At 70.0% G+C, this 24,044-nt stretch carries 19 protein-coding genes; 16 read left to right on the forward strand and 3 right to left on the reverse strand.

Features of this window, described 5'->3' with window-relative positions:
- The first annotated feature begins 7 nt into the window (after positions 1-7).
- The 3 genes from ASC46_RS04075 (at position 8) to ASC46_RS04085 (ending at position 4,991) form a co-directional block, all read left to right on the forward strand.
- Entirely contained in the window at positions 8-1,366 is a 1,359-nt protein-coding gene (locus ASC46_RS04075) for a malonyl-CoA decarboxylase (RefSeq protein ID WP_055458039.1), read from the forward strand.
- A gap of 28 nt (positions 1,367-1,394) precedes the next feature.
- Positions 1,395-2,909 carry a malonate--CoA ligase gene (locus ASC46_RS04080; protein WP_055458040.1) on the forward strand — a complete coding sequence of 505 codons (1,515 nt, stop codon included), beginning with the start codon at positions 1,395-1,397 and terminating at the stop codon, positions 2,907-2,909.
- Positions 2,910-3,017: 108 nt separating this feature from the next.
- On the forward strand, positions 3,018-4,991 hold the full coding sequence (locus ASC46_RS04085) for an alpha/beta hydrolase domain-containing protein (RefSeq protein WP_245280464.1): 1,974 nt from the start codon (positions 3,018-3,020) through the stop codon (positions 4,989-4,991).
- A 7-nt stretch (positions 4,992-4,998) separates the two neighbouring features.
- Here ASC46_RS04085 and ASC46_RS04090 read toward each other — a convergent pair whose 3' ends face one another.
- Positions 4,999-5,619: a DapH/DapD/GlmU-related protein gene (locus ASC46_RS04090; protein ID WP_210165965.1), complete on the reverse strand. Its 621-nt coding sequence runs from the start codon at positions 5,617-5,619 to the stop codon at positions 4,999-5,001.
- A gap of 167 nt (positions 5,620-5,786) precedes the next feature.
- Here ASC46_RS04090 and phnC point away from each other — a divergent pair, with 167 nt between their 5' ends.
- The 4 genes from phnC to phnE (ASC46_RS04110) all read left to right on the forward strand — a co-directional run bounded on the left by phnC (position 5,787) and on the right by phnE (ASC46_RS04110) (position 9,532).
- Positions 5,787-6,602 carry a phosphonate ABC transporter ATP-binding protein gene (gene phnC, locus ASC46_RS04095; protein WP_055458042.1) on the forward strand — a complete coding sequence of 272 codons (816 nt, stop codon included), beginning with the start codon at positions 5,787-5,789 and terminating at the stop codon, positions 6,600-6,602.
- A 62-nt stretch (positions 6,603-6,664) separates the two neighbouring features.
- Positions 6,665-7,591, forward strand: a complete 927-nt coding sequence (phnD, locus tag ASC46_RS04100; protein WP_055458043.1) for a phosphonate ABC transporter substrate-binding protein — start codon at positions 6,665-6,667, stop codon at positions 7,589-7,591.
- 178 nt (positions 7,592-7,769) lie between these two features.
- Positions 7,770-8,654 carry a phosphonate ABC transporter, permease protein PhnE gene (gene phnE / locus ASC46_RS04105; RefSeq protein WP_055458044.1) on the forward strand — a complete coding sequence of 295 codons (885 nt, stop codon included), beginning with the start codon at positions 7,770-7,772 and terminating at the stop codon, positions 8,652-8,654.
- Positions 8,651-9,532 (forward strand): phosphonate ABC transporter, permease protein PhnE, encoded by an 882-nt coding sequence (phnE, locus tag ASC46_RS04110; RefSeq protein WP_055458045.1) that lies wholly within the window; start codon positions 8,651-8,653, stop codon positions 9,530-9,532. Before phnE (ASC46_RS04105) ends, phnE (ASC46_RS04110) begins: the two co-directional genes overlap by 4 nt.
- 256 nt (positions 9,533-9,788) lie before the next feature.
- Here the strand turns inward: phnE (ASC46_RS04110) and phnF are convergent, their stop codons facing one another.
- Positions 9,789-10,595, reverse strand: coding sequence for a phosphonate metabolism transcriptional regulator PhnF (phnF, locus tag ASC46_RS04115; RefSeq protein WP_342585595.1), 807 nt, complete (start codon positions 10,593-10,595; stop codon positions 9,789-9,791).
- Positions 10,596-10,663: 68 nt separating this feature from the next.
- On the opposite strand from phnF, the gene phnG reads away from it, so the two are divergent.
- The 8 genes from phnG to phnN are packed head-to-tail and all read left to right on the forward strand — an operon-like array spanning position 10,664 to position 17,049.
- Complete coding sequence (gene phnG / locus ASC46_RS04120; protein ID WP_072249436.1) at positions 10,664-11,158, forward strand: phosphonate C-P lyase system protein PhnG; 495 nt, start codon at positions 10,664-10,666, stop codon at positions 11,156-11,158.
- Positions 11,158-11,757: a phosphonate C-P lyase system protein PhnH gene (gene phnH / locus ASC46_RS04125; protein WP_055458047.1), complete on the forward strand. Its 600-nt coding sequence runs from the start codon at positions 11,158-11,160 to the stop codon at positions 11,755-11,757. Before phnG ends, phnH begins: the two co-directional genes overlap by 1 nt.
- Position 11,758: 1 nt before the next feature.
- A complete protein-coding gene (locus ASC46_RS04130; protein ID WP_055458048.1) occupies positions 11,759-12,868 on the forward strand; it encodes a carbon-phosphorus lyase complex subunit in 1,110 nt (369 codons plus the stop codon).
- An 8-nt stretch (positions 12,869-12,876) separates the two neighbouring features.
- Positions 12,877-13,800 (forward strand): alpha-D-ribose 1-methylphosphonate 5-phosphate C-P-lyase PhnJ, encoded by a 924-nt coding sequence (locus ASC46_RS04135; RefSeq protein WP_055458459.1) that lies wholly within the window; start codon positions 12,877-12,879, stop codon positions 13,798-13,800.
- Entirely contained in the window at positions 13,797-14,573 is a 777-nt protein-coding gene (phnK, locus tag ASC46_RS04140) for a phosphonate C-P lyase system protein PhnK (protein WP_055458049.1), read from the forward strand. The genes ASC46_RS04135 and phnK overlap by 4 nt, the downstream gene beginning before the upstream one ends.
- A complete protein-coding gene (gene phnL / locus ASC46_RS04145; protein WP_055458050.1) occupies positions 14,570-15,283 on the forward strand; it encodes a phosphonate C-P lyase system protein PhnL in 714 nt (237 codons plus the stop codon). Before phnK ends, phnL begins: the two co-directional genes overlap by 4 nt.
- Positions 15,284-15,298: 15 nt before the next feature.
- Complete coding sequence (locus tag ASC46_RS04150) at positions 15,299-16,453, forward strand: alpha-D-ribose 1-methylphosphonate 5-triphosphate diphosphatase (protein ID WP_055458051.1); 1,155 nt, start codon at positions 15,299-15,301, stop codon at positions 16,451-16,453.
- On the forward strand, positions 16,450-17,049 hold the full coding sequence (gene phnN / locus ASC46_RS04155) for a phosphonate metabolism protein/1,5-bisphosphokinase (PRPP-forming) PhnN (RefSeq protein WP_055458052.1): 600 nt from the start codon (positions 16,450-16,452) through the stop codon (positions 17,047-17,049). The genes ASC46_RS04150 and phnN overlap by 4 nt, the downstream gene beginning before the upstream one ends.
- A 142-nt stretch (positions 17,050-17,191) precedes the next feature.
- Here the strand turns inward: phnN and ASC46_RS04160 are convergent, their stop codons facing one another.
- Positions 17,192-18,592 (reverse strand): peptidoglycan-binding domain-containing protein, encoded by a 1,401-nt coding sequence (locus tag ASC46_RS04160; protein ID WP_055458053.1) that lies wholly within the window; start codon positions 18,590-18,592, stop codon positions 17,192-17,194.
- A 177-nt stretch (positions 18,593-18,769) separates the two neighbouring features.
- Here ASC46_RS04160 and ASC46_RS04165 point away from each other — a divergent pair, with 177 nt between their 5' ends.
- Positions 18,770-23,992, forward strand: coding sequence for an alpha-2-macroglobulin family protein (locus ASC46_RS04165; protein ID WP_055458054.1), 5,223 nt, complete (start codon positions 18,770-18,772; stop codon positions 23,990-23,992).
- The last annotated feature ends 52 nt before the right edge of the window (positions 23,993-24,044 follow it).

Consider the following 24,044-nt stretch of genomic DNA (forward strand, 5'->3'; position numbering starts at 1 on the left):
GAGGCGGATGCCGAACTCGTTCTTCAACGAACTCCTGCAGCAGCTCAGCGAGCGAGGTCGTGCCATGCTCGGGCTCGCGCGCGATGCGGCGGCGCGCGGCGACGTCGTGGAACTGTCGGAGCACCTGCTCTCCGGTCGCGGCGAGGCCTCTGGCGTGGCGCTCGCCAAGGCCGTGCTCGACACCTACGCCAATGCCCCGCTCGCCACGCGCCTCGCCTTCCTCACGGCGCTCGCCGAGCGCTTCGGTGCCGATCCGCAGAAGGTCGAGGAGGCGATCACGGCCTATCGCGAGAAGCCGGATGCGGCGACTTTGCACCGCCTGCACACAGCTGCCGAGGCGCGCCGGCAGGAGCTGATGCGCCGCCTCAACCTGGCGCCGGGTGGCACCGCCGCGCTCGTCAGGATGCGCGAGGAACTGATCGAGCATCTGCCGAACCGGCCGGACCTCAGGGCGGTCGATGCCGATTTCGTTCATCTCTTCTCGTCCTGGTTCAACAGGGGATTCCTCGTGCTGCGCCCCATCGACTGGACGACGCCGGCCAACATCCTCGAGAAGATCATCCGCTATGAGGCGGTGCACGAGATCCACGACTGGGACGACCTGCGCCGGCGCCTCGAGCCGCCGGACAGGCGCTGCTTCGCCTTCTTCCATCCGCAACTCGTCGACGAACCGCTGATCTTCGTCGAGGTGGCGCTGACGGCGGAGATCCCCGGCGCCATTGCGCCGCTCCTCGCCAAGGACCGCAAGCCGATCGCGGCCGAGGCGGCGACCACGGCGGTCTTCTATTCCATCTCCAACACCCAGCGCGGGCTCGGCGGCGTCTCCTTCGGCAACTTCCTGATCAAGCAGGTGGTGGACGATCTCAAGCGCGACCTGCCCAACCTCAAGACCTTCGTCACACTGTCGCCGGTGCCGGGCTTTGCGAAATGGCTCGAGCGCGAGCGCGGCTTCGAGGCCTCGCAGGCGCTCGATGCCGAGGCGAAGACGGTGCTCGCGGCGCTCGACGAGGAGGGCTGGCACGAGGATCCGGCGACGGCGGAGAAGGTGCGCAAGGTGCTGCTGCCCGCCGCCGCCTGGTATTTCCTCAAGGCCAAGACGCCGAACGGCCGGCCGGTCGATCCGGTGGCGCGCTTCCACCTCGGCAACGGGGCGCGGCTGGAGCGGCTCAACTTCCTCGGCGACACCAGCGCCAAAGGCCTCGGCCAGGCCCATGGCCTGATGGTCAACTATCTCTACGCGCTCGAGGACATCGAGAAGAACCACGAGGCCTTCGCGGGTTCGGGCGAGGTCATCGCCGCCGCGGCGGTGAGGAAGCAGCTGAAGGGCGAGCGGGCGTCACGCACGCTCGTGCCCGTCACCGACTGAACAAGAAGACAGAACGAAGACAAAGCCCATGCCATCCTATCTCTTCGCCCGACTCGCCGCCCGCATGCCGGCTGCCGAGAGGCCCTTCATCGAGACGCCGACCGGGCGGATCATCACCTACGGCGACCTTGTCGCGGGCACCGGCCGGATCGCCCATGCGCTCGTGGCGCGCGGCGTCGGGCCGGGGGACCGGGTGGCGGTGCAGGTGGAGAAGAGCCCCGAGGCGGTCATGCTCTATCTCGCCTGCCTGCGCGCGGGCGCCGTCTTCCTGCCGCTCAACACGGCCTATACGCTCGCTGAGCTCGACTATTTCCTGGGCGATGCCGAACCGGCCCTCGTCGTCTGCGATCCGAAGAGCCGCGACGGGCTCGTGCCCGTCGCCGAGCGCTACGGGGCGCGGGTCGACACGCTCGACGCGGCGGGCAAAGGCAGCCTGACGGAGCGCGCCGCCGGCGAGACGCCCGATTTCGCCGACGTGGAGCGGGGCGCGGACGATCTCGCCGCCATCCTCTACACCTCCGGCACCACCGGGCGCTCGAAGGGCGCCATGCTCAGCCACGACAATCTCCTGTCGAACGCGCTGACGCTCGTGGACTACTGGCGCTTCACCAGCGCCGACGTGCTGCTGCATGCCTTGCCCATCTTCCACACGCACGGGCTCTTCGTGGCGACGAACGTCGTTCTCGCCGCAGGCGCGTCGATGCTCTTCCTGCCGAAATTCGACGCCGACGAGGTGATGCGCCTCCTGCCGAAGGCGACCGCCATGATGGGCGTGCCGACCTTCTACGTGCGCCTCCTGCAGCACGAGGGCCTGACGCGCGAGGCCACCCGCCACATGCGGCTCTTCGTGTCCGGCTCGGCGCCGCTCCTCGCCGACACCCATCGCGAATGGCGCGAGCGCACGGGCCACGCCATCCTCGAGCGCTACGGCATGACCGAGACCAACATGAACACGTCCAATCCCTATGACGGGGACCGGGTCGCCGGCACGGTCGGCTTCCCGTTGCCGGGGGTCACGCTGCGCGTCGTCGATCCAGAAGGCGGGCAGGCGCTGCCGCAGGGCGAGATCGGCATGATCGAGGTCAAGGGGCCCAACGTCTTCAAGGGCTACTGGCGCAACCCGGAGAAGACGAAGGCCGAGTTCCGCGACGACGGCTTCTTCATCACCGGCGACCTCGGCAAGGTCGACGAGCGCGGCTATGTCCACATCGTCGGCCGCGGCAAGGACCTCATCATCACCGGCGGCTACAACGTCTACCCGAAGGAAGTGGAGAGCGAGATCGACGCCATGCCCGGCGTCGTCGAGAGCGCCGTCTTCGGCGTGCCGCACCCGGATTTCGGCGAGGGCGTGACGGCGGCCGTCGTTGCCGAAAAGGGGGCGAGCGTCGACGCCGCCGCCATCGTGAAGGCGCTCGAAGGGCGCCTCGCCAAGTTCAAGCAGCCCAAGCACGTCGTCGTCGTGCCGGAGCTGCCGCGCAACACCATGGGCAAGGTGCAGAAGAACGTGCTGCGGGACACCTACAAGGACCTCTACGCGCGGTGAGGCATCCCGCGCCTGACCGGCGGCCCGCGGCGGCACGAGGGCAATCCCCGACGGTGAGATGACGGCGCGTCCCGCGCCGCCGCGGCCGTTCGGGCGAAGCAGGGAGGAATGGCCGTGAAAGGACTGCTGCTCGCCGGGTTATCCTTCGTCGCACTCGCCGCCGGCGCCGAGGCGCGCGTCGTCGGCTTCGAGGTCACGCGCACCGAGGCGCCGGCCTTCGCCGGCCGCAGCTTCGCGGCGGGCCTCTACGAAAAGATCGTGGCGCGCGTCACCATGGCGGTGAAGCCGGAGGATGCGCGCAACGCCGGCATCGTGGACCTGGCGCTCGCGCCCCGGAACGCCGCCGGCGAAGTGGTCTTCTCGACAGACGTGCACATCCTGAAGCCGGCCGATCCCGCGCGCGGCAACGGCAAGCTCCTCTACGAAGTCACCAACCGCGGCCGCAAGCTCGGGCTCAGCCTGCTGAACGATGCCCCGATGGTGAATGACCCGGCCTCGGCCGCCGATGCCGGCAACGGCTTCCTCATGGACCAGGGCTACACGCTCGTCTGGAGCGGATGGCAGGGCGACCTCGCGACCGCCGGCGGGCTTCTGGGCCTCGACGTGCCGACCGTGCCCGGCGTGACGGGGGAGAGCCGCGAGGAATTCGTCTTCGACGACACCAAGGGCACAGAGGGACCGGCGGTTGCCGTCGATCTCTCCTACCCGGCGGCCGATCCTGATCCCGCAAAGGCGCGGCTGACCGTGCGAGCCCGGGAGGGCGATGCGCGCGAGACGCCGGCCGGCCTCTCCTTCACCTATCTGAGCCCGACCCGCATCGAGATTACGAAGGCGCCAGGCTTCGATGCGGGCGCCATCTACGAGTTCATCTACACGGCGAAGAACCCGAAGGTCATGGGCCTCGGCTTTGCCGCCGTGCGCGACCTCGTCTCCTTCCTGCGCTACGAGGGCGCGGCGCCGGACGGGAGCGCCAATCCTCTCGCCACGGACGGCGCGCCGGCCTTGAAGGCCGCCTATGCCATCGGCATCTCCCAGAGCGGCCGCTTCCTGCGCGATCTCCTCTACCAGGGGTTCAACGACGACGAGAGCGGGCGGCCCGTGTTCGACGGCCTGATGCCGCATATCGCCGGCGCGCGCAGAACCTTCACCAATGCGCGCTTCGCCCAGCCGGGCCGCTATTCGCGCGATCACGAGGACCATCTTTATCCGGGCGACGCCTTCCCGTTTTCCTATGCGACGAGCCTCGATCCGATCGGCGGCACCACGGACGGCATCCTGAAGCGCTGCGAGGCCGCCGGCTCCTGCCCCAAGGTGATCCAGACCGACACCGACACGGAGGCGGTGCAGGCGCGCCTGTCGCTCGTCGTCACCGACACGGCCGGCAAGCCCCTGGCGCTGCCGGAGAACGTGCGCGCCTATTACTTCGCCGGGCTGCCGCACTTCACGCCCTTCGGCGCCAAGTCCGCGCCGGTGGCGGCCTGCCAGCTGCCCTCGAACCCGCTGCATGCGGGCGCGCCCATGCGCGCGCTGCTCGTCGCGCTCGACGCCTGGGTAACCGAGGGCCGGGAGCCGCCGCCGAGCCGCTATCCGGGCCTGGAAGAAGGCACGCTCGTCGCGGCGCAGGAGGCCGGCTACGACAACATTCCCGGCCTGAAATTCGCGGGCGAGCACAACGAAAAGTCGCTCGTCGACCATACGCGCATGCCGCCCGTCGCAGGACCGGCCTATCCCGTCTTCCTGCCGCGCGTCGATGCCGACGGGCATGCGGTCGCGGGCATCCGCCTGCCGGTGATCGAGGCGCCCACGGCGACCTATCTCGGCTGGAACCTGCGCAAGGCGGGCTTCGCCGAGGGCGCCATCTGCGGCCTGACCGGCTCCGAAATCCCGCTTGCCCGCACCAGGGCGGCGCGGCAGGAGGCCGGCGACGGGCGCCTGTCGCTGGAGGAGCGCTATCCCGATCATGCCGCCTATGTGGCGGCGGTCTCCGCCGCGGCGCGCAAGCTCGTTGACGAGCGGCTGATGCTGCCGGCGGACGCGGACACCATCGTCCGTGCCGCGGAAGCCTCCGACGTCGCCCGCTGAGGCCGGATCAGCCGCCGTACTTCTCGAGGAAGGCCTCGACCGGCAGCGCGCGGAAGTCGGGCAGGGCGGCGTGCAGGCGCTCATGGCTCCAGTCCCACCAGGCGAGCGCCATGAGCCGCTCGGCGACGGCGGCGGGGAAACGGGGCCTGATGGGCCTTGCCGGCACGCCCGCGACGATGGCGTAGGGCGCGACGTCCTTCGTGACGACGGCGCCGGAGCCGACGACGGCGCCGGTGCCGATCGTCACCCCCGGCATCACCGTGACGCCGTGGCCGATCCACACGTCATGGCCGAGGGTGACGGGCTGGGCCCGGCGCCAGTCGAAGAACCCGCTCTCGTCCTCCTCTCCCTCGAAATAGGCCGAGGCGCGGTAGGTGAAGTGGGACTGACTCGCCCGCCACATGGGGTGGTTGCCCGGGTTGAGCCGCACCTGGGCGGCGATGGAGCAGAACTTGCCGATCGTGGTGTAGATGACGTCGCCGTCGTTCGCAATGTAGCTGTAGTCGCCCATCGTCGTCTCGACGAGGCTCGTGCGCGCGCCGACTTCCGTGTAGCGGCCGAGCGTCGAGCGCAGCACGCTGGCGGTCGGGTGGATCGTCGGCGTTTCGCCGAGGCGCTTGCCCATCATTCGTCTCCCGGGAGGTGGCGCGCAGGTTTCGTGTGCCGATGTGACGCTGTTGTGACGGTATCAACAGTATTGAAAAGTTGTTATATGGCAAATTGATCAATTTATTGATTGTCATGATAGTGTCGTCTGCTCGATCTAGCTAACGCAGCAATCATGGAGGTTGCTGCATGCTGGTTCTCGAAGGCGTCAGCCGACGTTTCGGTGCGAAAGTGGCTGTCGACAAAGTCGAGCTGACCGTGGTTCCCGGCTCCTTCGTGGGCGTCATCGGCCGCTCCGGCGCCGGCAAGTCGACGCTGCTGCGCATGATCAACCGGCTGGTCGACCCGAGTGACGGGCGCATCCGCTGCGGCGATGTGGACGTGACGGGCCTCAGGGGCCGTGAGCTGCGCGACTGGCGGGCGCGCTGCGCCATGATCTTCCAGCAGTTCAACCTCGTCGGCCGGCTCGACGTGCTCACCAACGTGCTCATGGGCCGGCTCAATGCCGCGCCCTCGGCGAAATCCCTCGTGCGCCTGTGGGGGGTGGAGGACAAGGCGATCGCGCTCGCGGCGCTCGAGCAGTTCGACATCGCCGGGCTCGCGGCGCAGCGCGCGGATTCTCTGTCCGGCGGCCAGCAGCAGCGGGTGGCCATTGCCCGCGCGCTCGCGCAGTCGCCCGAGATCATCCTGGCCGACGAGCCGATCGCCTCGCTCGATCCGCGCAACACGCGCATCGTCATGGACGCGCTGCAGCGCATCAACCGCACCTACGGCATCACCGTCATCTGCAATCTGCATTCGCTCGAACTGGCGCGCGGCTACTGCGACCGTCTGGTCGGCATGGCCGCGGGCCGCGTCGTCTTCGACGGCCTGCCGGAAAGCCTGACCGACGACGTGGCGCGCGAGCTCTACGGGCTCGAGGCCGCTGACGTCATCGGCGAGGGCGCAACGTCCCCGGCCGCCGCCGGATGGGGCGCCCGTTCCCCTGTCGCGATCCCGGCCTGAGCGCCGCGATGGACGCCGGCGCAGCGATCCGCGCCGGACCTTACTCTTGAGGAGAGACCACGATGTTGAACCGCCGCGCCCTCATCGGTGCCGCCGCCGCGTCCTTCGCCTTCGCCGGCATGGCCCAGATTCCGGCCTTCGCTGGGGACTGGAAGGCGAAGTATCCCGAGCTCATCTTCGCCGTCGTGCCGGCCGAGAACGCCTCGGGCGTGAACGAGCGCTACGACGACTTCGTCGCCTATCTGTCGAAGGAACTCGGCGTGCCGGTGAAGCTGCGCATCGCCAACGACTATGCCGCGGTCATCGAGGGCCAGAAGGCTGGCAACATCCACATCGCCTATTATGGCCCGGCCTCGCTCTCCCGCGCCGTCAAGGTGACGAACGGCGGCGTCGAGCCCTTCGTGACGACGATCAACTCCGACGGCACGGTCGGCTATTATTCCGTCGCCTATGTGAAGGCGGACGGCCCCTACCAGTCGATCGACGACCTCAAGGGCAAGAACCTCGGCCTCGTCGATCCCAACTCGACCTCGGGCAACAACGTGCCGCGCTTTGCCCTCGACAAGCAGGGCATCGATCCCGAGCAGTTCTTCGGCAAGGTGGTCTATGCCGGCAGCCACGAGAATGCCGTTACCGCGCTTGAGCAGGGCACGGTCGACGTCGCCTTCAACTGGTGGAACTCCGAGAACGATTCCAACCTGACGCGCATGGCCAACAAGGGCATGGCCAAGAAGGAGAACTTCCGGATCATCTACAAGTCGGACCTCATCCAGGGCTCGCCCTACGCCTATCTCACCGACCTGCCGGCGGACCTCAAGCAGGCCATCGCCAAGGCTTTCCAGGAGGCGCCGCAGAAGAACAAGGCCGCCTTCGACAAGCTCTCCGACGGCAAGGACAAGGGCTTCGCGCCGATCACCACGGAGGACTACAAGGCGACCATCGAACTCATCGAGTTCGTCGACCGCCTGAAGCGCAAGAAGGCGTCCTGAGCGCATCCGTTCGGCAGGCCATCCCTGCCGCCCATCGCGCATTCCATCGTCATGGCCGGGCTTGTCCCGGCCATCCATGGCCTTCGACGGCGCTTGCGGTCAGGCGTGGAGGCCCGCAACAGGGACGGGCATGACGGCGTGCTGCCTCCGGCCCACCGGCTGACAAAGCAACCATCTCATGTCGCACGTCATCGCCCGTCTGCCTGAGCCGCGCCTGCGCGCGCTCGAAGATGCCTACGGCGCGGCCGTCGCCGCCAAGCGCCGGCAGGTTCTTCTCGGCGGCCTCGTCCTTGCCGCGCTCGTCGGCCTGTCCGCCTGGGCGGGCGAGGTGGACCTTGCGAAGTTCTTCGCCAATCTCTGGCGCTTCCCGAGCTACATCGGCGACATCGTGCCGACGCTCCGGCTCGCCCATCTCGGCGAGGATCTCGCCGAGTGGTATTGGGGGCTCGGCTACTGGCTGCGGCTCATGGGCGAGACGCTGCTCATAGCCTATCTCGGCACCATGCTCGGGGGGCTCTGCGCCATCAGCCTCTGCTTCCTTGCCGCGGCCAATCTCTCGCGCTCGGCGCGGGTGCGCTGGCTGGTGCGGCGTGTGCTCGAATTCTGCCGCACGGTGCCGGAGATCGTCTTCGCGCTCATCTTCGTCGCGGCCTTCGGCCTAGGCCCGGTGCCGGGCGTGCTCGCCATCGCGATCCACACGACCGGGGCGCTCGGCAAGCTCTTTTCCGAAGTCGTCGAGAACATCGACATGAAGCCGGTCGAGGGCGTCTCGGCCACCGGCGCGACCTGGCTGGAGACGGTGCGCTTCGCCGTGCTGCCGCAGGTGCTGTCCAACTTCGCCAGCTATGGCCTCCTGCGCTTCGAGATCAACGTGCGCGGCGCGGCCGTGATGGGCTTCGTCGGCGCCGGCGGCATCGGCCAGGACCTCATCGAATCCATCCGCAAGTTCTACTATTCCGACGTCAGCGCCATCCTCCTCATCATCATCGCCACCGTCATGGTCATCGACCTTGCGACCGAGCGGCTGCGCCATGCGCTGATCGGCATGGAGCGCCGCTCATGAGCGCGACACGGACACAGCGTTTCGAGGCCGAGGCGCTCGCCGGCCTGAGGGGGCTCGCGGCGCGCCATCCTTCCATCTTCCGCGTGAACTGGCCGCGCCGGCTGCTGAGCGTCGCGATCGTCGCCGTGCTCGCGGGCCTGTTCGTCTCGGGCTTCTGGGCGCTCGGCTTCTCCTTCGCCCGCATCGCCGGCGGCCTTGACAAGCTCGTCGAGTTCGCCGGCTTCATGCTGCCGCCGTCGCCGGGCAGCTACGCGACTTTCCTCACCTATCTCATGGCGCTGGCGCAGACGCTGGCGATCGCCTTCCTCGGCACGCTGACGGCGGCGATCCTTGCCTTTCCCTTTGGCTTCCTCGCGGCCAAGAACGTCATCCCGAACGTATTCCTGCATTTTTCGCTGCGTCGCGGGCTCGATGTGGTGCGCGGCGTCGACGTGCTGATCTGGGCGCTCATCTGGATCAATGTTGTCGGGCTCGGGCCCTTCGCCGGCATCCTCGCCGTGGCGACGAGCAATTTCGGCGAGTTCGGCAAGCTCTTCTCCGAGGCCATCGAGGCGATGAACAAGAAGGCCGTGGAAGGCGTCGCCTCAACCGGCGGCGGCAAGCTGCATCAGGTACGCTTCGGCCTCCTGCCGCAGGTCTTCCCGGTCATCGTCAGCCAGGTGCTCTATTATTTCGAATCGAACACCCGCTCCGCCACCATCATCGGCGTGGTCGGCGCCGGCGGCGTCGGCCTGCATCTCTACGAGCAGATCCGCATGCTCGAATGGCAGCACGTCTCCTTCCTCGTTCTGATGATCCTTCTCACGGTGGCAGTGATCGACTTCGTCTCAGGCCGGCTGCGCTTCGCCATCATCGGCAATGCGAAGATCGCGGCCTGAACCGTTTATGTTCGCATCCGCCTATTCCCCCAGCCGGCATCCACTTCGCGGGCGGATGCACTTTGGTGCGCGCTGATCCTCCCCCGTATGGGGGAGGTGGCGCCGCGAAGCGGCGACGGAGGGGGTAGGGGTTGACAACAAGGGCGTCGATCCCGGTCTTGACTCCACCCGTCTCGCGCCTTCGGCGCGATCCACCCTCCCCTTGAGGGGAGGGATCAAGCCAAGAACCTTGCGGCCGGCTTGCATTCGTCCTGCTCTAGCCGTTTTCGACCACTAGCTCGACGCGGTCGGCGGCGAAGACGACGTGGGCCGCCTGCACGGGCGTGCCCGTGCCGTCGACGTTGAGCGCATCGACGACGAAGAGGATGCGCCCCGGCGAGAGGTCGAGCCGCGCCGCATCGTCGCCGGTGGCGAGGCGGGCGGTGATGCGCGTCTCGGCGCGCATGTAGTCCGTCACGCCACAGGCGGCGAGCGCCCGGGTGATCGATCCCGTCTCGCGCAGCACGGCGGTGACGCCGGCAAAGCGCGGCAAGGGGAAAAAAGACGTGCCGTAAGAGACAGGCGTGCCGTCGATGAAGCGGCGCACCTCCGTCCGCAGCACCGGCGCGCCCGGCATGAGGCGCAGGCGCCGGGCCGTCTCCTCGTCGGCCACCGTCTCGGTCGCCGACATCAGCTCGCCGCCCGCCTCATGGCCTTCGCGCGAGACGATCTCGGTGAAGCGCGTGCGCCGGCCGATGGGATAGGCGAGGGGCTTCGCCTCCACGAAGGTACCGCGTCCCTGCGTGGCGCGCAGCAGGCCCTTGGCGGCGAGCGCGGCGATCGCCCGGCGCACGGTATGGCGGTTGACGGCGAATCGCTCGGCGAGACGCGCCTCCGTCGGCAGCTGGCTGCCGGGCGTCAGGCGCCCGTTCATCACATCCGCCTCGATGGCATCGGCGATCTGCCGCCAGGCGGTGACGCCGGCGGCGCGGGCGAGCGCGCCGTCGCTCGTCCCGGTCATCGGTTCGTCGCCGAAATCCGCTATGGCCTCGCCCGTCATGGAAGTGTCACTGGACTTTTTCATGTAGTTGTCTATACCACTAGACAAATGATTATTGAAGCGCTGCAACAGGGCAGCGAGGGCGGGTGATCATGACCGCAGTCGGTCCAGGTGAAATCCATCCAGCTGACGATGATCGGGAAATCGCGGCGCGGCAAGCCGTGATGGCCGTTTCGGCCGCGGCACGGCGCGAGGAGCTGGACAGCGTGCTCGCCGCGCTCGCGCCGCTGCCGGAGGCGAGCGACCTGCGCCGGCCGGAGACGGGCCTCGTCATGACGCGCGGGCGTGCCGGCGGTGACGGGGCGCCGTTCAACCTCGGCGAGGCGACGGTGACGCGCGCGGCGGTGCGCATCGCGGAGGGCGGACGCACCGTCAATGGCTTCGCCTATCACCTCGGCCGCGACGCGGCGCGGGCGCGCGCCGCCGCCGTCATCGACGCGCTCTGGCAATTGCCGGGCCGGCGGCAGGCTGTGGAGGCGGCGCTCGCACCGGTGCACGAACGGCTCACGGCCGAGCGCGAGACGGCCGCGCGCCGCACGGCGGCGACGCGCGTCAACTTCTTCACCATGATCCGCGGAGAGGATTGATGAGCATCGCCCTCGCACCCGGCTTCACCGAGCCCGTCTTCGATGCGCAGCGCGTCTTCCGCGCCGTCATGGATGCCACCGCGCGGCCGGCGACCGTCCAGCCGCTCGCCACGGACCTTGCGCCGCCGGCGCCGCTGACGCCGGAGCTCGCCGCGGTGGCTCTGGCGCTCGCCGACCACGAGGCGCCGCTGTGGCTCGATGCGGCGCTCGCCGCCGTGCCGGCGGTTGCCGCCTATCTGCGCTTCCACACCGGTGCCCGTATCGTCGAGGCGCCCGACGAGGCGGCCTTCGCCCTCGTCGCCGAGCCCGATGCGATGCCGCCGCTCGGCGCCTTCGCCGTGGGCACCGACGAATATCCCGACCGCTCCACCACCGTCGTCATGGCGGTGCGGAGACTCGCGGCGGGGCAGGGGCTCGCCTGCGAGGGGCCGGGCATTCTGGGCCGGGCCGACATCGCCATCGCGCCGCTGCCGGGCGACTTCCTCGTCCAGCGCGCGGCGAACCGGGCGCTCTTCCCGCGCGGTGTCGACTGCGTCTTCGTCGCGCCGGGCTCTGTCGCGGCGCTGCCCCGCACCACGCAGATCCTGCCGGAGGGCTGACATGTATGTTGCGGTCAAGGGCGGCGAAGCCGCCATCGACAACGCCCACCGGCTGCTCGCCCATGCGCGGCGCGGCGACCCCGCCATTCCGGAGATCTCCCCGGAGCAGATCGGCGGGCAGCTGAAGCTCGCCGCGGATCGGGTGATGGCGGAAGGCTCGCTCTACGACCGGGATCTCGCCGCGCTCGCCATCAAGCAGGCGCGGGGCGATCTCGTCGAGGCCATCTTCCTCGTGCGTGCCTACCGCACGACGCTGCCGCGCTTCGGCTACAGCGAGCCGGTCGACACCGCGGCCATGGCCGTCGAGCGCCGCATCTCCGCCACTTACAAGGACCTGCCGGGCGGGCAGGTGCTGGGGCCGACCTTCGACTACACCCACCGGCTCATCGACTTCCTGCTCGCCGCCGGCGCCACGCCGCCCGAGCCGGCGGAGGCCGCGGCGGGCGAGGGCGAGCCGATGGCGCGTGTCACGGACCTCCTCGACGGCGAGGACCTGATCGAGCGCGAGGTCGCGCCCGACGGCGACATGCCGGTCGGCGACCTGACGCGCGAGCCGCTCGATTTCCCGGCCGAGCGGGACCTGCGCCTGCAGGCGCTCGCCCGTGGCGACGAGGGTTTCCTGCTCGCACTCGGCTATTCCACCCAGCGCGGTTACGGCCGTACGCATCCCTTCGTCGGCGAGGTGCGCTACGGCGAGGTCGCGGTGGAGTTCGTGCCGGAGGAACTCGGTTTTGCCGTGCCGCTCGGCACGATCGACGTCACCGAGTGCCAGATGATCAACCAGTTCAAGGGCTCGGCCGAGGTACCGCCGCAGTTCACGCGCGGCTACGGTCTCGTCTTCGGCCAGAGCGAGCGCAAGGCCATGGCGATGTCGCTGGTCGACCGGGCGCTGCGCGCCCGCGACTTCGGCGAGGAGGTGACGGCCCCGGCACAGGACGAGGAATTCGTGCTCGCCCATTGCGACAACGTGCAGGCCACCGGCTTCGTCGAGCATCTGAAGCTACCGCACTACGTCGACTTCCAGGCCGAGCTCGACCTCGTGCGCCGCATGCGCGCCGAATATGCCGCCCGTCGTGGCGAGGCGAGCGAGATGAAGGAGGCAGCGGAATGAGGGCGGCGATGCGGGATGATCTTCCTTTTCCCCGCACAGAGGTGGGGAAGGAAACGGAGGCCTACAACTTCGCCTATCTCGACGAGCAGACGAAGCGCATGATCCGGCGGGCGATCCTGAAGGCGATCGCCATTCCCGGCTATCAGGTGCCGTTTGCCAGCCGCGAGATGCCGATGCCCTACGGCTGGGGTACTGGCGGCGTGCAGGTGACGGCCGCGGTGCTCGGCCCCGATGACGTGCTCAAGGTCATCGACCAGGGCTCGGACGATACGACGAATGCCGTCTCCATCCGCCGCTTCTTCGCGAAGACGGCGGGTGTCGCGACCACGACGAAGACGCGGGAAGCAACGCTTATCCAGACGCGCCACCGCATCCCGGAGGAACCGCTGCGGGACGGCCAGATCCTCGTCTACCAGGTGCCGATCCCGGAGCCCCTGCGCTTCCTCGAGCCGCGCGAGACCGAGACGCGCAAGCTGCACGCGCTCGCCGACTACGGGCTGATGCACGTGAAGCTCTACGAGGACATCGCCCGCCACGGCCATATCGCCACCACCTACGCCTATCCGGTCGAGGTCGCCGGCCGCTATGTGATGGATCCCTCGCCGACGCCGAAGTTCGACAACCCGAAGATGGACATGTGCGCGGCGCTGCAGCTCTTCGGCGCCGGGCGCGAGAAGCGGATCTATGCCGTGCCGCCCCACACGCGGGTGAGGAGCCTCGATTTCGAGGACCATCCCTTCCGCATCCAGACCTTCAAGCAGCCCTGTGCGCTCTGCGGCGCCGAGGGGGGCTATCTCGACGAGGTGGTGCTCGACGACCGCGGCGGGCGCATGTTCGTCTGCTCCGACACCGATTTCTGCGAGGAGCGCAGGGCGGCCGGACATCGAGGGGCGATGGCAGCGGATGGCGACGCGGCAGGAGAGACCCGATGACCGATCTTCCGCTTTTGTCCGCCCGCGGCCTGACGAAATTTTACGGCGAGCGTCTTGGTTGCCGGGACGTGACCTTCGACCTTCACGAGGGCGAGGTGCTCGCCGTCGTCGGCGAATCGGGCTCGGGCAAGTCGACGCTGCTCGGCCTGCTCGCGACCGAGCTCGCCCCGAGCGCCGGCGCGGTCCACTACCGCATGCGTGACGGGGCGGTGCGCGACCTGTCCGAGCTCACCGAGGCCGAGCGGCGCCTGCTGCTGCGCACGGACTGGGGCTTCGTGCGCCAGGATGCGCGCGAGGGCCTGCGCATGGGCGTCTCGGCCGGCGGCAATGTCGGCGAACGGCTGATGGCCGTCGGCGCCCGGCACTACGGCAACATCCGCGCCGCCGCGAGCGACTGGCTCGCGCGCGTCGAGATCGAGGCCGGCCGCATCGACGACACGCCGAAGAGCTTTTCCGGCGGCATGCGCCAGCGCCTGCAGATCGCCCGCAACCTCGTCACCCATCCGCGCCTCGTCTTCATGGACGAGCCGACCTCGGGCCTCGACGTGTCGGTGCAGGCGCGCCTGCTCGATCTCATCCGCGGCCTCGTGGCGGAACTCGGCCTCGCCGTCATCATCGTGACACACGATCTTGCTGTGGCTCGTCTGCTCTCGCACCGCATCATGGTGATGCGCCGGGGCAGGGTGATCGAGACCGGACTGACCGACCAGGTGCTCGACGACCCGCGCGAGGCCTATACGCAGCTACTCGTTTCCTCGGTGCTGGCAGCATGACGACCGAACAGCCTCTCATCGCCCTCGACGACGTGTCGAAGAGCTTCACGCTCCACCTGCGCGGCGGGCTGGAGCTTGCCGTCGTCTCCGATGTCAGCCTCGCGGTCGCGGCCGGCGAATGCGTCGTCCTCGGCGGGCCCTCGGGCGCCGGCAAGTCGTCGATCCTCAAGATGATCTACGGCAACTACCGCGCCGACCGTGGCCGCATCCTCGTCCGCGACGGGGCGGAGGTGGTCAACGTCGCCAGCGCCGAGCCGCGCCGCATCCTGGCGCTGCGGCGCGACGTCATGGGCTATGTCAGCCAGTTCCTGCGCGTCATCCCGCGCGTCGCGACCCTCGACATCGTGGCCAATGCGGCGCGTGAGAGAGGTATCGGGCAGCAGGAGGCGATGGAGCGGGCGAGGCGCCTGCTCAGCCTCCTCAACGTCCCGGAGCGCCTGTGGCAATTGCCGCCCTCGACCTTCTCGGGCGGCGAGCAGCAGCGCGTCAACATCGCCCGCGGCCTTGCCGCCGACCGGCCGGTGCTGCTCCTCGACGAACCGACGGCTTCGCTCGACGCGAAGAACCGCGCCGTCGTCGTCGACCTCATCCACGAGAAGAAGCGGGCCGGCACCGCCATTCTCGGCATCTTCCACGACGAGGACGTGCGCGAGGCGGTGGCCGACCGCATCGAGGACGTCACCCGCTTCGCTTCTTCCCGAGCCGCCTGATTGAGAGCCGCCGCCATGACCGCAACGCCCGACAGTTTCGTCATCGAGAACGCCACGCTCATCCTGCCCGACAGGATCGTCCCGGGCGGCTGGCTCGCGGTCTCGGACGGCCGCATCGCCGAGTTCGGCGAGGGCCGGGCGCCGGAGCGCGGCATCGACCTTGCCGGCGACTATCTGCTGCCGGGCCTCGTCGAGCTGCATACCGATCATCTCGAGAGCCACTACGCGCCCCGGCCCAAGGTGCGCTGGCACCCGCTCGCCGCCGTCATGGCCTATGACGCGCAGATCGCGGCCGCCGGCATCACAACGGTGTTCGATTCCCTGCGCATCGGCTCCGACTTCGACAAGGGCTCGCTCGGCGAGGAGGTCTGGGCGCTTGCCGATGCCATCAAGACGGCCGTCGCCGAGGGGCATGTGCGCGCCGAGCACCGCACGCACCTGCGCTGCGAAATCTCGTCCCCCGACGTCATCGACCAGGCCGAGCGCTATGTGGCCGAGTACCCGGTGCACATGATGTCGCTGATGGACCACACGCCGGGCCAGCGCCAGTTTCGCGACATCGCCGTATGGAAGACTTATTACAGCGGCAAGAACGGCGTCGGCGACGACGCCATGAACGAGCTCATCGCCCGCCGGCTCGCCATGCATGAGGCGAATGCCGAAACCCACCGGCGCCGCCTCGTCGAGATCGCCCGCGCGCAAGGCGTCGTGCTGGCGAGCCACGACGACGCGACGCCCGAGCATGTGGAGGAGGCGAAGACCGATGGCGTCGCCATCGCGGAATTCCCGACGACGATTGAGGCCGCCCGCGGTTCCCATGCCGCCGGCATCCGGGTGATGATGGGCGGCCCCAACATCGTGCGCGGCGGCTCCCATTCCGGCAGCGTCGCCGCCGAGGCCGTGGCGCGGGAGGGCGTGCTCGACATCATCTCCTCCGATTACGTGCCGGCGAGCCTCCTCATGGCCGCCTTCGATCTGCCGCGCCGGGTGCCGGCCATCTCGCTGCCCGAGGCGGTGGCGACGGTCACGCGCAATCCGGCCCTCGCGACGGGGCTCGCCGACCGCGGCGCGCTCGCCGCCGGGCTTCGGGCCGATCTCGTGTGCGTGCACATGACGGGTGCCGTGCCGGTGGTGCGGCAGGTGTGGCGCGAGGGGCGCCGCGTGGCATGACCATGGAAGCCGAAGCCGGCGATCGCGTGCGCATCACGCTCGGGCGCGGGCTCTTCGTCTGCGTCGTCGGGCCGAGCGGCGCCGGCAAGGACACGCTCATCGACCATGCCCGCCGGCGCCTCGCGGGCGAGGGGGATCGCTTCGTCTTTCCGCGCCGGCTCGTCACGCGCGCTGCGAGCACCGCCGAGGACCACGATGTCCTGAGCGAGGAGGCCTTCGGCGCAGGCATTGCGGGCGGCGCCTTTTCTCTGCACTGGCGCGCGCACGGCCTCGGCTATGCGCTGCCGCGCAGCGTCGAGGCGGCGCTTGCGGACGCGGCGGTCGTGGTCTGCAACATCTCGCGGGCGCAAGTCGCGGCGGCGCGCGCGGCCTTTGCCCGCATCGCCGTCGTATCGGTGACGGCGCCGGACGCCGTCATCGCCGGACGGCTCGCGGCCCGCGGCCGGGAAAGCGCCGAGACGATCACCGCGCGCCTCGCCCGCGGCAAGGCCGTGATGCCCGACCGGGCGCCGGATCTCACCATCGTCAATGATGGCAGCGTCGAAGCGGCCGGGGAGAAGCTGGTCGCCTTCCTGCGTGGGGCGCTCCGGGATTGAGGGTGCTTCCGAGTGCCTCCGGGCCGCGTACCCGACGCTCTCCGCCGCCCGCGGCCTTCGAGCCCCTTGCGCGACGGCAGGGCGTGGATGCCCGCGGCGAGCGCGGGCATGACGGCGTGGGAGGTGGCCGGCCTGCCCCCGGCTACCCGCCCGGGCAGTCCACCGCCACGATACGGGCGCGCCAGACCTCGGCCGCGGCGCCGAGGGTTGTCGCTTCGCCCGTCCCGTCGGCTTCGGGCAGGCTGGCGCTGTCGGCAAGGTTTGCCGCGATCGTCGCGGGGACGGTCGTGCCGAGCGCGATGCCAGCAACCAGCGTCATCGTCTGCGGCAGGGGGCCTACGACGGCGACGAGCGCACCGGACCTGTCGATGACGGGGGCGCCCGCCATGCCGGGCTGCACCGGGGCAGCGAGGCGCGCCGCGCCGTCGCCCGCCACCTTGAGCACGCCCGGCGTCGCGACGAGCCGGCGCTCGCCGCCCGTGGCGGCATGGCCGAGGATGAAGACCGCCTGCTCCGTGCCCTCCGGCCGGCGCCACGCAACCGGCGCCCCTCCCGCCGCGAAGGCGCCTTCGACGAAGGCGGCGCCGCCGCTCGCCGCGATCTTCACCGGCTTGCCGCCGACCGTCGGCACCTTGCAGGCGCCCGCGGCGGCGCTCGTTAGCGCCCGCCCGCTGTCGAGGACGATGGCCGTGAAGGCATTGCCGCCGGAGACGGTGGGGGTGGGGGATGCCGCCCCGCCGGTCCTGGCCGTGGCCGTTGTTGCCGATGCAGCCTCGGGTTCCGGCTCGAAGCTGTTGGTGATGGCGATGGTGAGCCTGCCGAAGGTCCCAGCGGCGCTCGCCGGATAGGCCACGGTGAAGCCGCGCAGACCGGCAGCGGTCGCGGCAAAACGTGTGAAGAAACGCTCGGCGCCTTCGTCGCCGGTGACGACGAACCAGTTGTCGCGCAGCACCTTGTAGGTGATGCGGCGCCCCGGCGTCGCGGCGCTGAGATCGGCGTAGAGATCCTTGAGGCCGGTGCCGGCCGCGGCCGGGATGAGATCCGTCGTCAGGGCGCCGCCGCCGCGCCTGGCGCGGAAGAGGGAGCCGCCCGGCGTGTCGCTGCGCTCGGCGAGCACCTTCTGCGGCACGCCGATGCGGATGCCGGAGCGGCGATCGTCGATGACGGCAAAGCCGGCGGCATCGCGCTGGCGTTGCGCGGCCGCCAGGAGCGCGTCGCGTTCGGCGGGCGTGAGAATGCCGTCCGCGGTGAGGCGGCTGCGCGTCTCGAAGGCGCGGATGGCATCGAAGCTGCGCTTGCCGAAGGCGCCGTCGAGCGTGCCGTTGTAGTCGCCGGTCCAGACGAGCGCGTCCTGGATGGCCTTGCGGTCGGCCTCCGGCAGCGCCTCGAAGGCCGCACGGGCGGCATCGAGCGCTTCGCCCGCCGCGGGCTGCTGCGCGAGAGCCGGGGTGCCGAGAGGCAGGACCGCTGCGCCGATAAGGAAGCCCATCAGGGCCCCGATGCCGCCCTGCCCACGATCCCGCCGCGTCCGCGCCCGGTTCATGCCCCCGCCTCCCGTTCGTTGCGTCGCGTGACTATGGCAAAACGGCACGGCGACGTCACGGCATGCGTCGCAGCCATGGATTGCGGCTGTGCTTCGAGGCGCTTAGTCTCACGCCCGTCATCGCGGCGGCGCTATTTTTCCTAGGCGTCACCCGAAGGCTCGCCGAGGGAGGGGAGCATGATTCGTGCTGCGCAACTGATTGCCGTCGCCATTGCAACCCTCTGCCTCCTCGCCCTTGCCCCCCCGGTTTCGGCGCAGAAGTCCCTGGTCCGGGACGATCTCGCCAGCGCCGCCGTCAGGCTGCAGGCCGATCTGAAGACGGAGGCGGGAGCGGCTGCGACGCGCCCCGCCGACCAGTTGCGCCGTGACAGCGCCCAGGCACTCGCCCGCGGCGATGCCCGGCAGGCGCTTTCCTCCGCCGCCGCGGCCGTCGCCGCCGATCCGGCCAGCGCTGCCGGCTGGACGGCCTATGCGCGGGCGGCCATGGCCATCTTGCCGGCCAATTACAACGAGCGCTACAGGCTCGCTGAGCGAGCGACAAGTGCCGCTTATGCGGCCTATCAGAACGCGCGCGGGGCCGCGGCCGAGGCCTCGGCGCTGGCGCTTCTCGGCGACGTCTTCGCCTCGCGGCAATACTGGCGCCCGTCGCTCGACGCCTACCGGATGAGCCTCGCGCTCGCCGACGATTCGCACGTGCGGTCGATCTATGAAGGCCTGCGCGAGAAGTACGGCTTCCGCATCCTCGACTATCGGGTCGATTCCGATTCAGCCTCGCCGCGCGTGTGCTTCAACTTCTCGGAGCCGCTGGCGCGCGGCCGCGTCGATTTCGCGCCTTTCGTCGCCGTGACGGGCAGCGCGACGCCCGCCATGACGGGAGAGGACCGCCAGCTCTGCGTCGACGGACTGAAACACGGCGAGCGCTATGCCATCGTGCTGCGCCAGGGCCTGCCCTCGTCCGTCGAGGAGACGCTGCTGCGCAATGCCGACTACGAGATCTACGTGCGCGACCGCTCTCCGCAGGCACGTTTCACCGGCCGCAACTACATCCTGCCGCGCACGGGGCAGGAGGGCATCCCCGTCGTCACAGTGAACACGGACAAGGTGGATGTGGAGCTCTACCGCATCGGCGACCGTAACCTCCTGCCGACCCTGCGCTCCGACGAGTTCATGTCGCAGATCGCTCGTTACACGGCCGACAACATCGCCTCCGACCAGGGGCAGAAGGTCTGGGCCGGCACGCTCGACGTGGCGCGGCGGACCAACGAGGACGTAACGACCGCCTTCCCGGTGCTGGAAGCGACCGGCGGCAAACTGGAACCCGGCGTCTATGTGATGACGGCGCGTCCCTCAGGCGGGCCGCCTGCCGACGAGGATTACAGCCCGGCCGCGACCCAGTGGTTCATCGTCTCCGACATCGGCCTCACGGCGCTCTCCGGTGAGGACGGCGTGCACGTCGTCGCGCGGTCGCTCGCCTCGGCCGGGCCGCTTGCCGGCGCCACGGTCAAGCTCGTTGCCCGCAACAACGAGGTGCTCGGCGAGGTGAAGAGCGACGGCAACGGCCGCGCCGTCTTCGCGCCCGGCCTCTCGCGCGGCAAGGGTGGCCTCGCGCCGGGGCTCGTGGTGGCGACGACAGAGGCCGGCGACTACGCCTTCCTCGACCTCGCGCAGACTCCCTTCGACCTCACCGACCGGGGCGTCGCCGGCCGGCAGACGCCGGGGCCGCTCGATGCGCAGGTCTTCACCGAGCGGGGCGTCTACCGCACGGGCGAGACGGTCCAGGTCACGGCGCTGCTGCGCGATGCGCGTGGCGATGCCGCCGCCGGCCTGCCGCTCACCCTCGTTGCGCGCCGACCGGATGGCGTCGAATACCGGCGCGTTGCCGTCGACGACCAGGGCCTCGGCGGGCGCGCCTGGTCGCTGGCGATCCTGCCCGGGGCCATGCGCGGCACCTGGCGGCTCACCGCTTATGCGGACCCGAAGGGCGCCGCCATCGGCGAGACCACCTTCCTTGTCGAGGACTATGTGCCGGAGCGGCTGGAACTGACGCTGGCGCCGCAGGCGCCGACGGTCGCCGCCGGCGACGCGGCGAACATCGACGTCACGGCCCGCTATCTCTATGGCGCCCCGGGCGCGGAGCTCGAGGTCAGCGGCACCGTGACGATCGAGGCCGTGCCGAACAATGCGGTGCCGGGGCTCGAGGGCTATGCCGTCGGTCTCGACGACGAGGCCTTCGAGACCGTGATGCAGGAGGTCGAGGAGGGGGCGGAAACGGACGCGGCCGGCAAGGCGGTCTTCGCCGTGCCGCTGCCGGAGGTCTCCGCGCCGCGGCCGCTGCAGGCCATCGTCACCGTCACCGTGGCCGAGCCCGGCGGGCGCGGCGTGGCGCGCTCGCTCACGTTGCCGGTCGCCCAGGTCGGCAATGTCATCGGCGTGCGCAAGCTGTTCACCGATCTCTCCGATGGTGGCATCGCGACCTTCGACGTGGTCGCGGCCACGGGCGAGGGCAAGCGGCTTGCCATGCCGCTGCGCTGGAGCCTCTACCGCATCGACCAGCACTATCAATGGTTCAACCAGGGCGGCGGCTGGTCCTACGAGCCGATCAAGACGACGCGCCGCATCGCCGACGGCGAGATCGAGCCGGGGACCGATGCGCCCGCGCGCATCTCCGCGCCCGTCGGCTGGGGACGTTACCGCCTGGAGATTGAGGCGGGCCGGGGCGAGGCGGCGCCGACGAGCCTGTCCTTCTCCGTCGGCTACAGTGGCTCAGTGAGCGCCGATACGCCGGACGTGCTCGACATGCGCCTCGACAAGGCCTCCTACGCGGCCGGCGAGACGATGGCGATTAGCCTCAAGCCCCGCGCGGCCGGCAAGGCGACGGTGCTCGTCGTCGGCGACAAGGTGCATTGGGAGAAGCTCGTCGATCTCGACCCGGCGGGCACCACGGTCTCGCTCGAGGCGAAGGCCGAGTGGGGGCCGGGGGCCTATGTGGTCGTGCTGGCCCACCGGCCGCTCGATGTCGGGGCCAAGCGCATGCCGGGTCGCGCGCTCGGCCTTGCCTGGTTCTCCGTGGCGCGCGACCAGCGCGACATCGACGTCTCGCTCGATGTGCCACAGGTGATGCAGCCGCGGCAGACGCTCGAGGTGCCGGTGCGGCTCGGCGGGCTCGCAGCGGGGGAGGAGGCCTATGTGACGGTGGCCGCCGTCGACGTCGGCATCCTCAACCTCACGCGCTACGAGGCGCCGCGTCCCGGTGACTACTTCTTCGGCCAGCGGCGTCTCGGCACGGAGATCCGCGACGTCTACGGCTATCTCATCGACGGCATGCAGGGCACGCGCGGCGCCATCCGCTCCGGCGGCGACGCGGGCGCCCCCCAGCTCGACGGCGCTCCGCCGACGCAGGAGCCGGTCGCGCTCTATTCCGGCGTGGTGCGCGCCGGGGCCGACGGTGTCGCGCATGTGTCGTTCGATATGCCGGCCTTCAACGGTACCGTGCGTGTGATGGCGGTGGCGTGGTCGAAGACGCGGGCCGGCTCAGCCACGGCCGATGTCGTGGTGCGCGACCCCGTCGTCGTCTCCGGCACCCTGCCGCGCTTCCTCAACGTGGGCGATACGTCCCGCATCCACCTCGCCATCGACAATCTGGAAGGCGAGGCGGGCGACTATGTGATCGAGGTCGACGCTTCCGGCCCGGTCATCCTGCCGCTCGAGGCGACGCGGCGCACGCTCAAGCTGGAGAAGGGCGCGCGTACGGCGCTGTCGCTGCCGGTCACGGCCGGCGGGCTCGGCGTCGCGAAGCTCACCGCGCGGCTGACGGGGCCGGGCATCGACGTGGCGCAGGACTTCGCCCTCGGCATCGCCCCGGGCACGCCGGCGCTCGCCCATCGCACCGTCCGGCCGCTGCCGGCCGGCGGCAGCGTCTCGATCAGCAGCGACATCCTCGCCGGCCTGATGCCGGGCTCGGGCGTCGCGTCCGTTTCCGTGACCACGCTCGCTGCGCTCGATGTGCCGGGGCTGCTGCAGGCGCTGGACCGCTATCCCTACGGCTGCTCGGAGCAGATCGTCAGCCGGGCTCTGCCGCTGCTCTATGTCAACGAGCTCGCCAGCACCGAGGCCCTGCCGGTCGACACGCAACTCGACGAGCGGGTGCGTGGCGCCGTGGAACGGGTGATGTCGCGCCAGGATTCCAACGGCAGCTTCGGCCTGTGGTCCGTCGGCGGCGACGACATCTGGCTCGACGCCTATGTGACGGACTTCCTGACGCGGGCCCGCGAAAAGGGCTTCGCCGTGCCGCAGACGGCCTTCGACCTCGCGCTCGAGCGGCTGCGCAACTACGTCGCCAACACGACGGAGTTCGATCAGGGCCAAGGCCAGACGCTCGCCTATGCCATCTATGTGCTCGCCCGTAACGGACGGCCGGTGATGGGCGACCTGCGCTATCTCGCCGACGTCAGGCTGCCGCGTTTCGGCAGCGCCATGGCGCAGGCGCAGATCGCCGCGGCGCTCGCGCTGCTCGGCGACCGGCGCCGCGCGGAGACCGCTTTCGCCACCGCCATGTCGACCCTGCGCGGCGAGAAGGACGGTCCGGCCTCTCGGCCGGACTACGGCTCGCGCCTGCGTGACGGTGCCGCCGTCCTCGCTCTCCTCGGCGAAGCGGGCACCGGCGGCGCCGAAATCCAGCAGACGTCCCTCGTCATCGACGAGGCGCGCGGCACGAGCCGCTACACGAGCACGCAGGAGCAGGCCTGGCTGGTGCTCGCCGCCGGCGCGCTTGCGCGGGACAATGCGCGGCTCAGGCTCACCGTCGATGGCCGCGAGGCCGATGGTCCGTTCTACCGCAACTACCGCGCCGCCCGTCTCGACGAGGGGGCGGTGACGATCGCCAACACGGGCACGCTCGATGCCCGGGTCGTCGTCACGGCCGCCGGCAATCCGACGGCGCGGGAGGGGGCGCTCGCCCGCGGCTACACCGTGGAGCGCAGCTACTATCGTCTCGACGGCACGGCGGTCGATCCCGCAACCGTGCGGCAGAACGAGCGGCTCGTCACCGTGCTCAAGGTGATGGAGGACCAGGCGCGCTTCGCCCGCCTGCTCGTCGTCGATCACCTGCCGGCCGGGTTCGAGATCGACAATCCGAACCTCGTCGACGCCTCCTCCGCAGCGGCGCTATCGTGGCTGCAGACCACGGTGGAGCCGGCGCATGTCGAATATCGCGACGACCGTTTTGTCGCCGCCTTCGACCGTGACAGCAGCCAGTCGGCCTTCATCACCGTCGCCTACATGATCCGCGCGGTGGCGCCGGGCCGCTACGTTCACCCGCCAGCGACGGCCGAGGACATGTACCGCCCCGAGCGCTTCGGCCGCACGGGCTTCGGAACGGTCGAGGTTACGGAGGCGAAGTAGGGGCGGCGCTGGGGCAGTTTCTCCCCTCCCCGCAAGGGGGAGGGAACAGATG

Source organism: Chelatococcus sambhunathii (genome assembly GCF_001418005.1).
Classification (GTDB): Bacteria; Pseudomonadota; Alphaproteobacteria; order Rhizobiales; family Beijerinckiaceae; genus Chelatococcus_A; species Chelatococcus_A sambhunathii.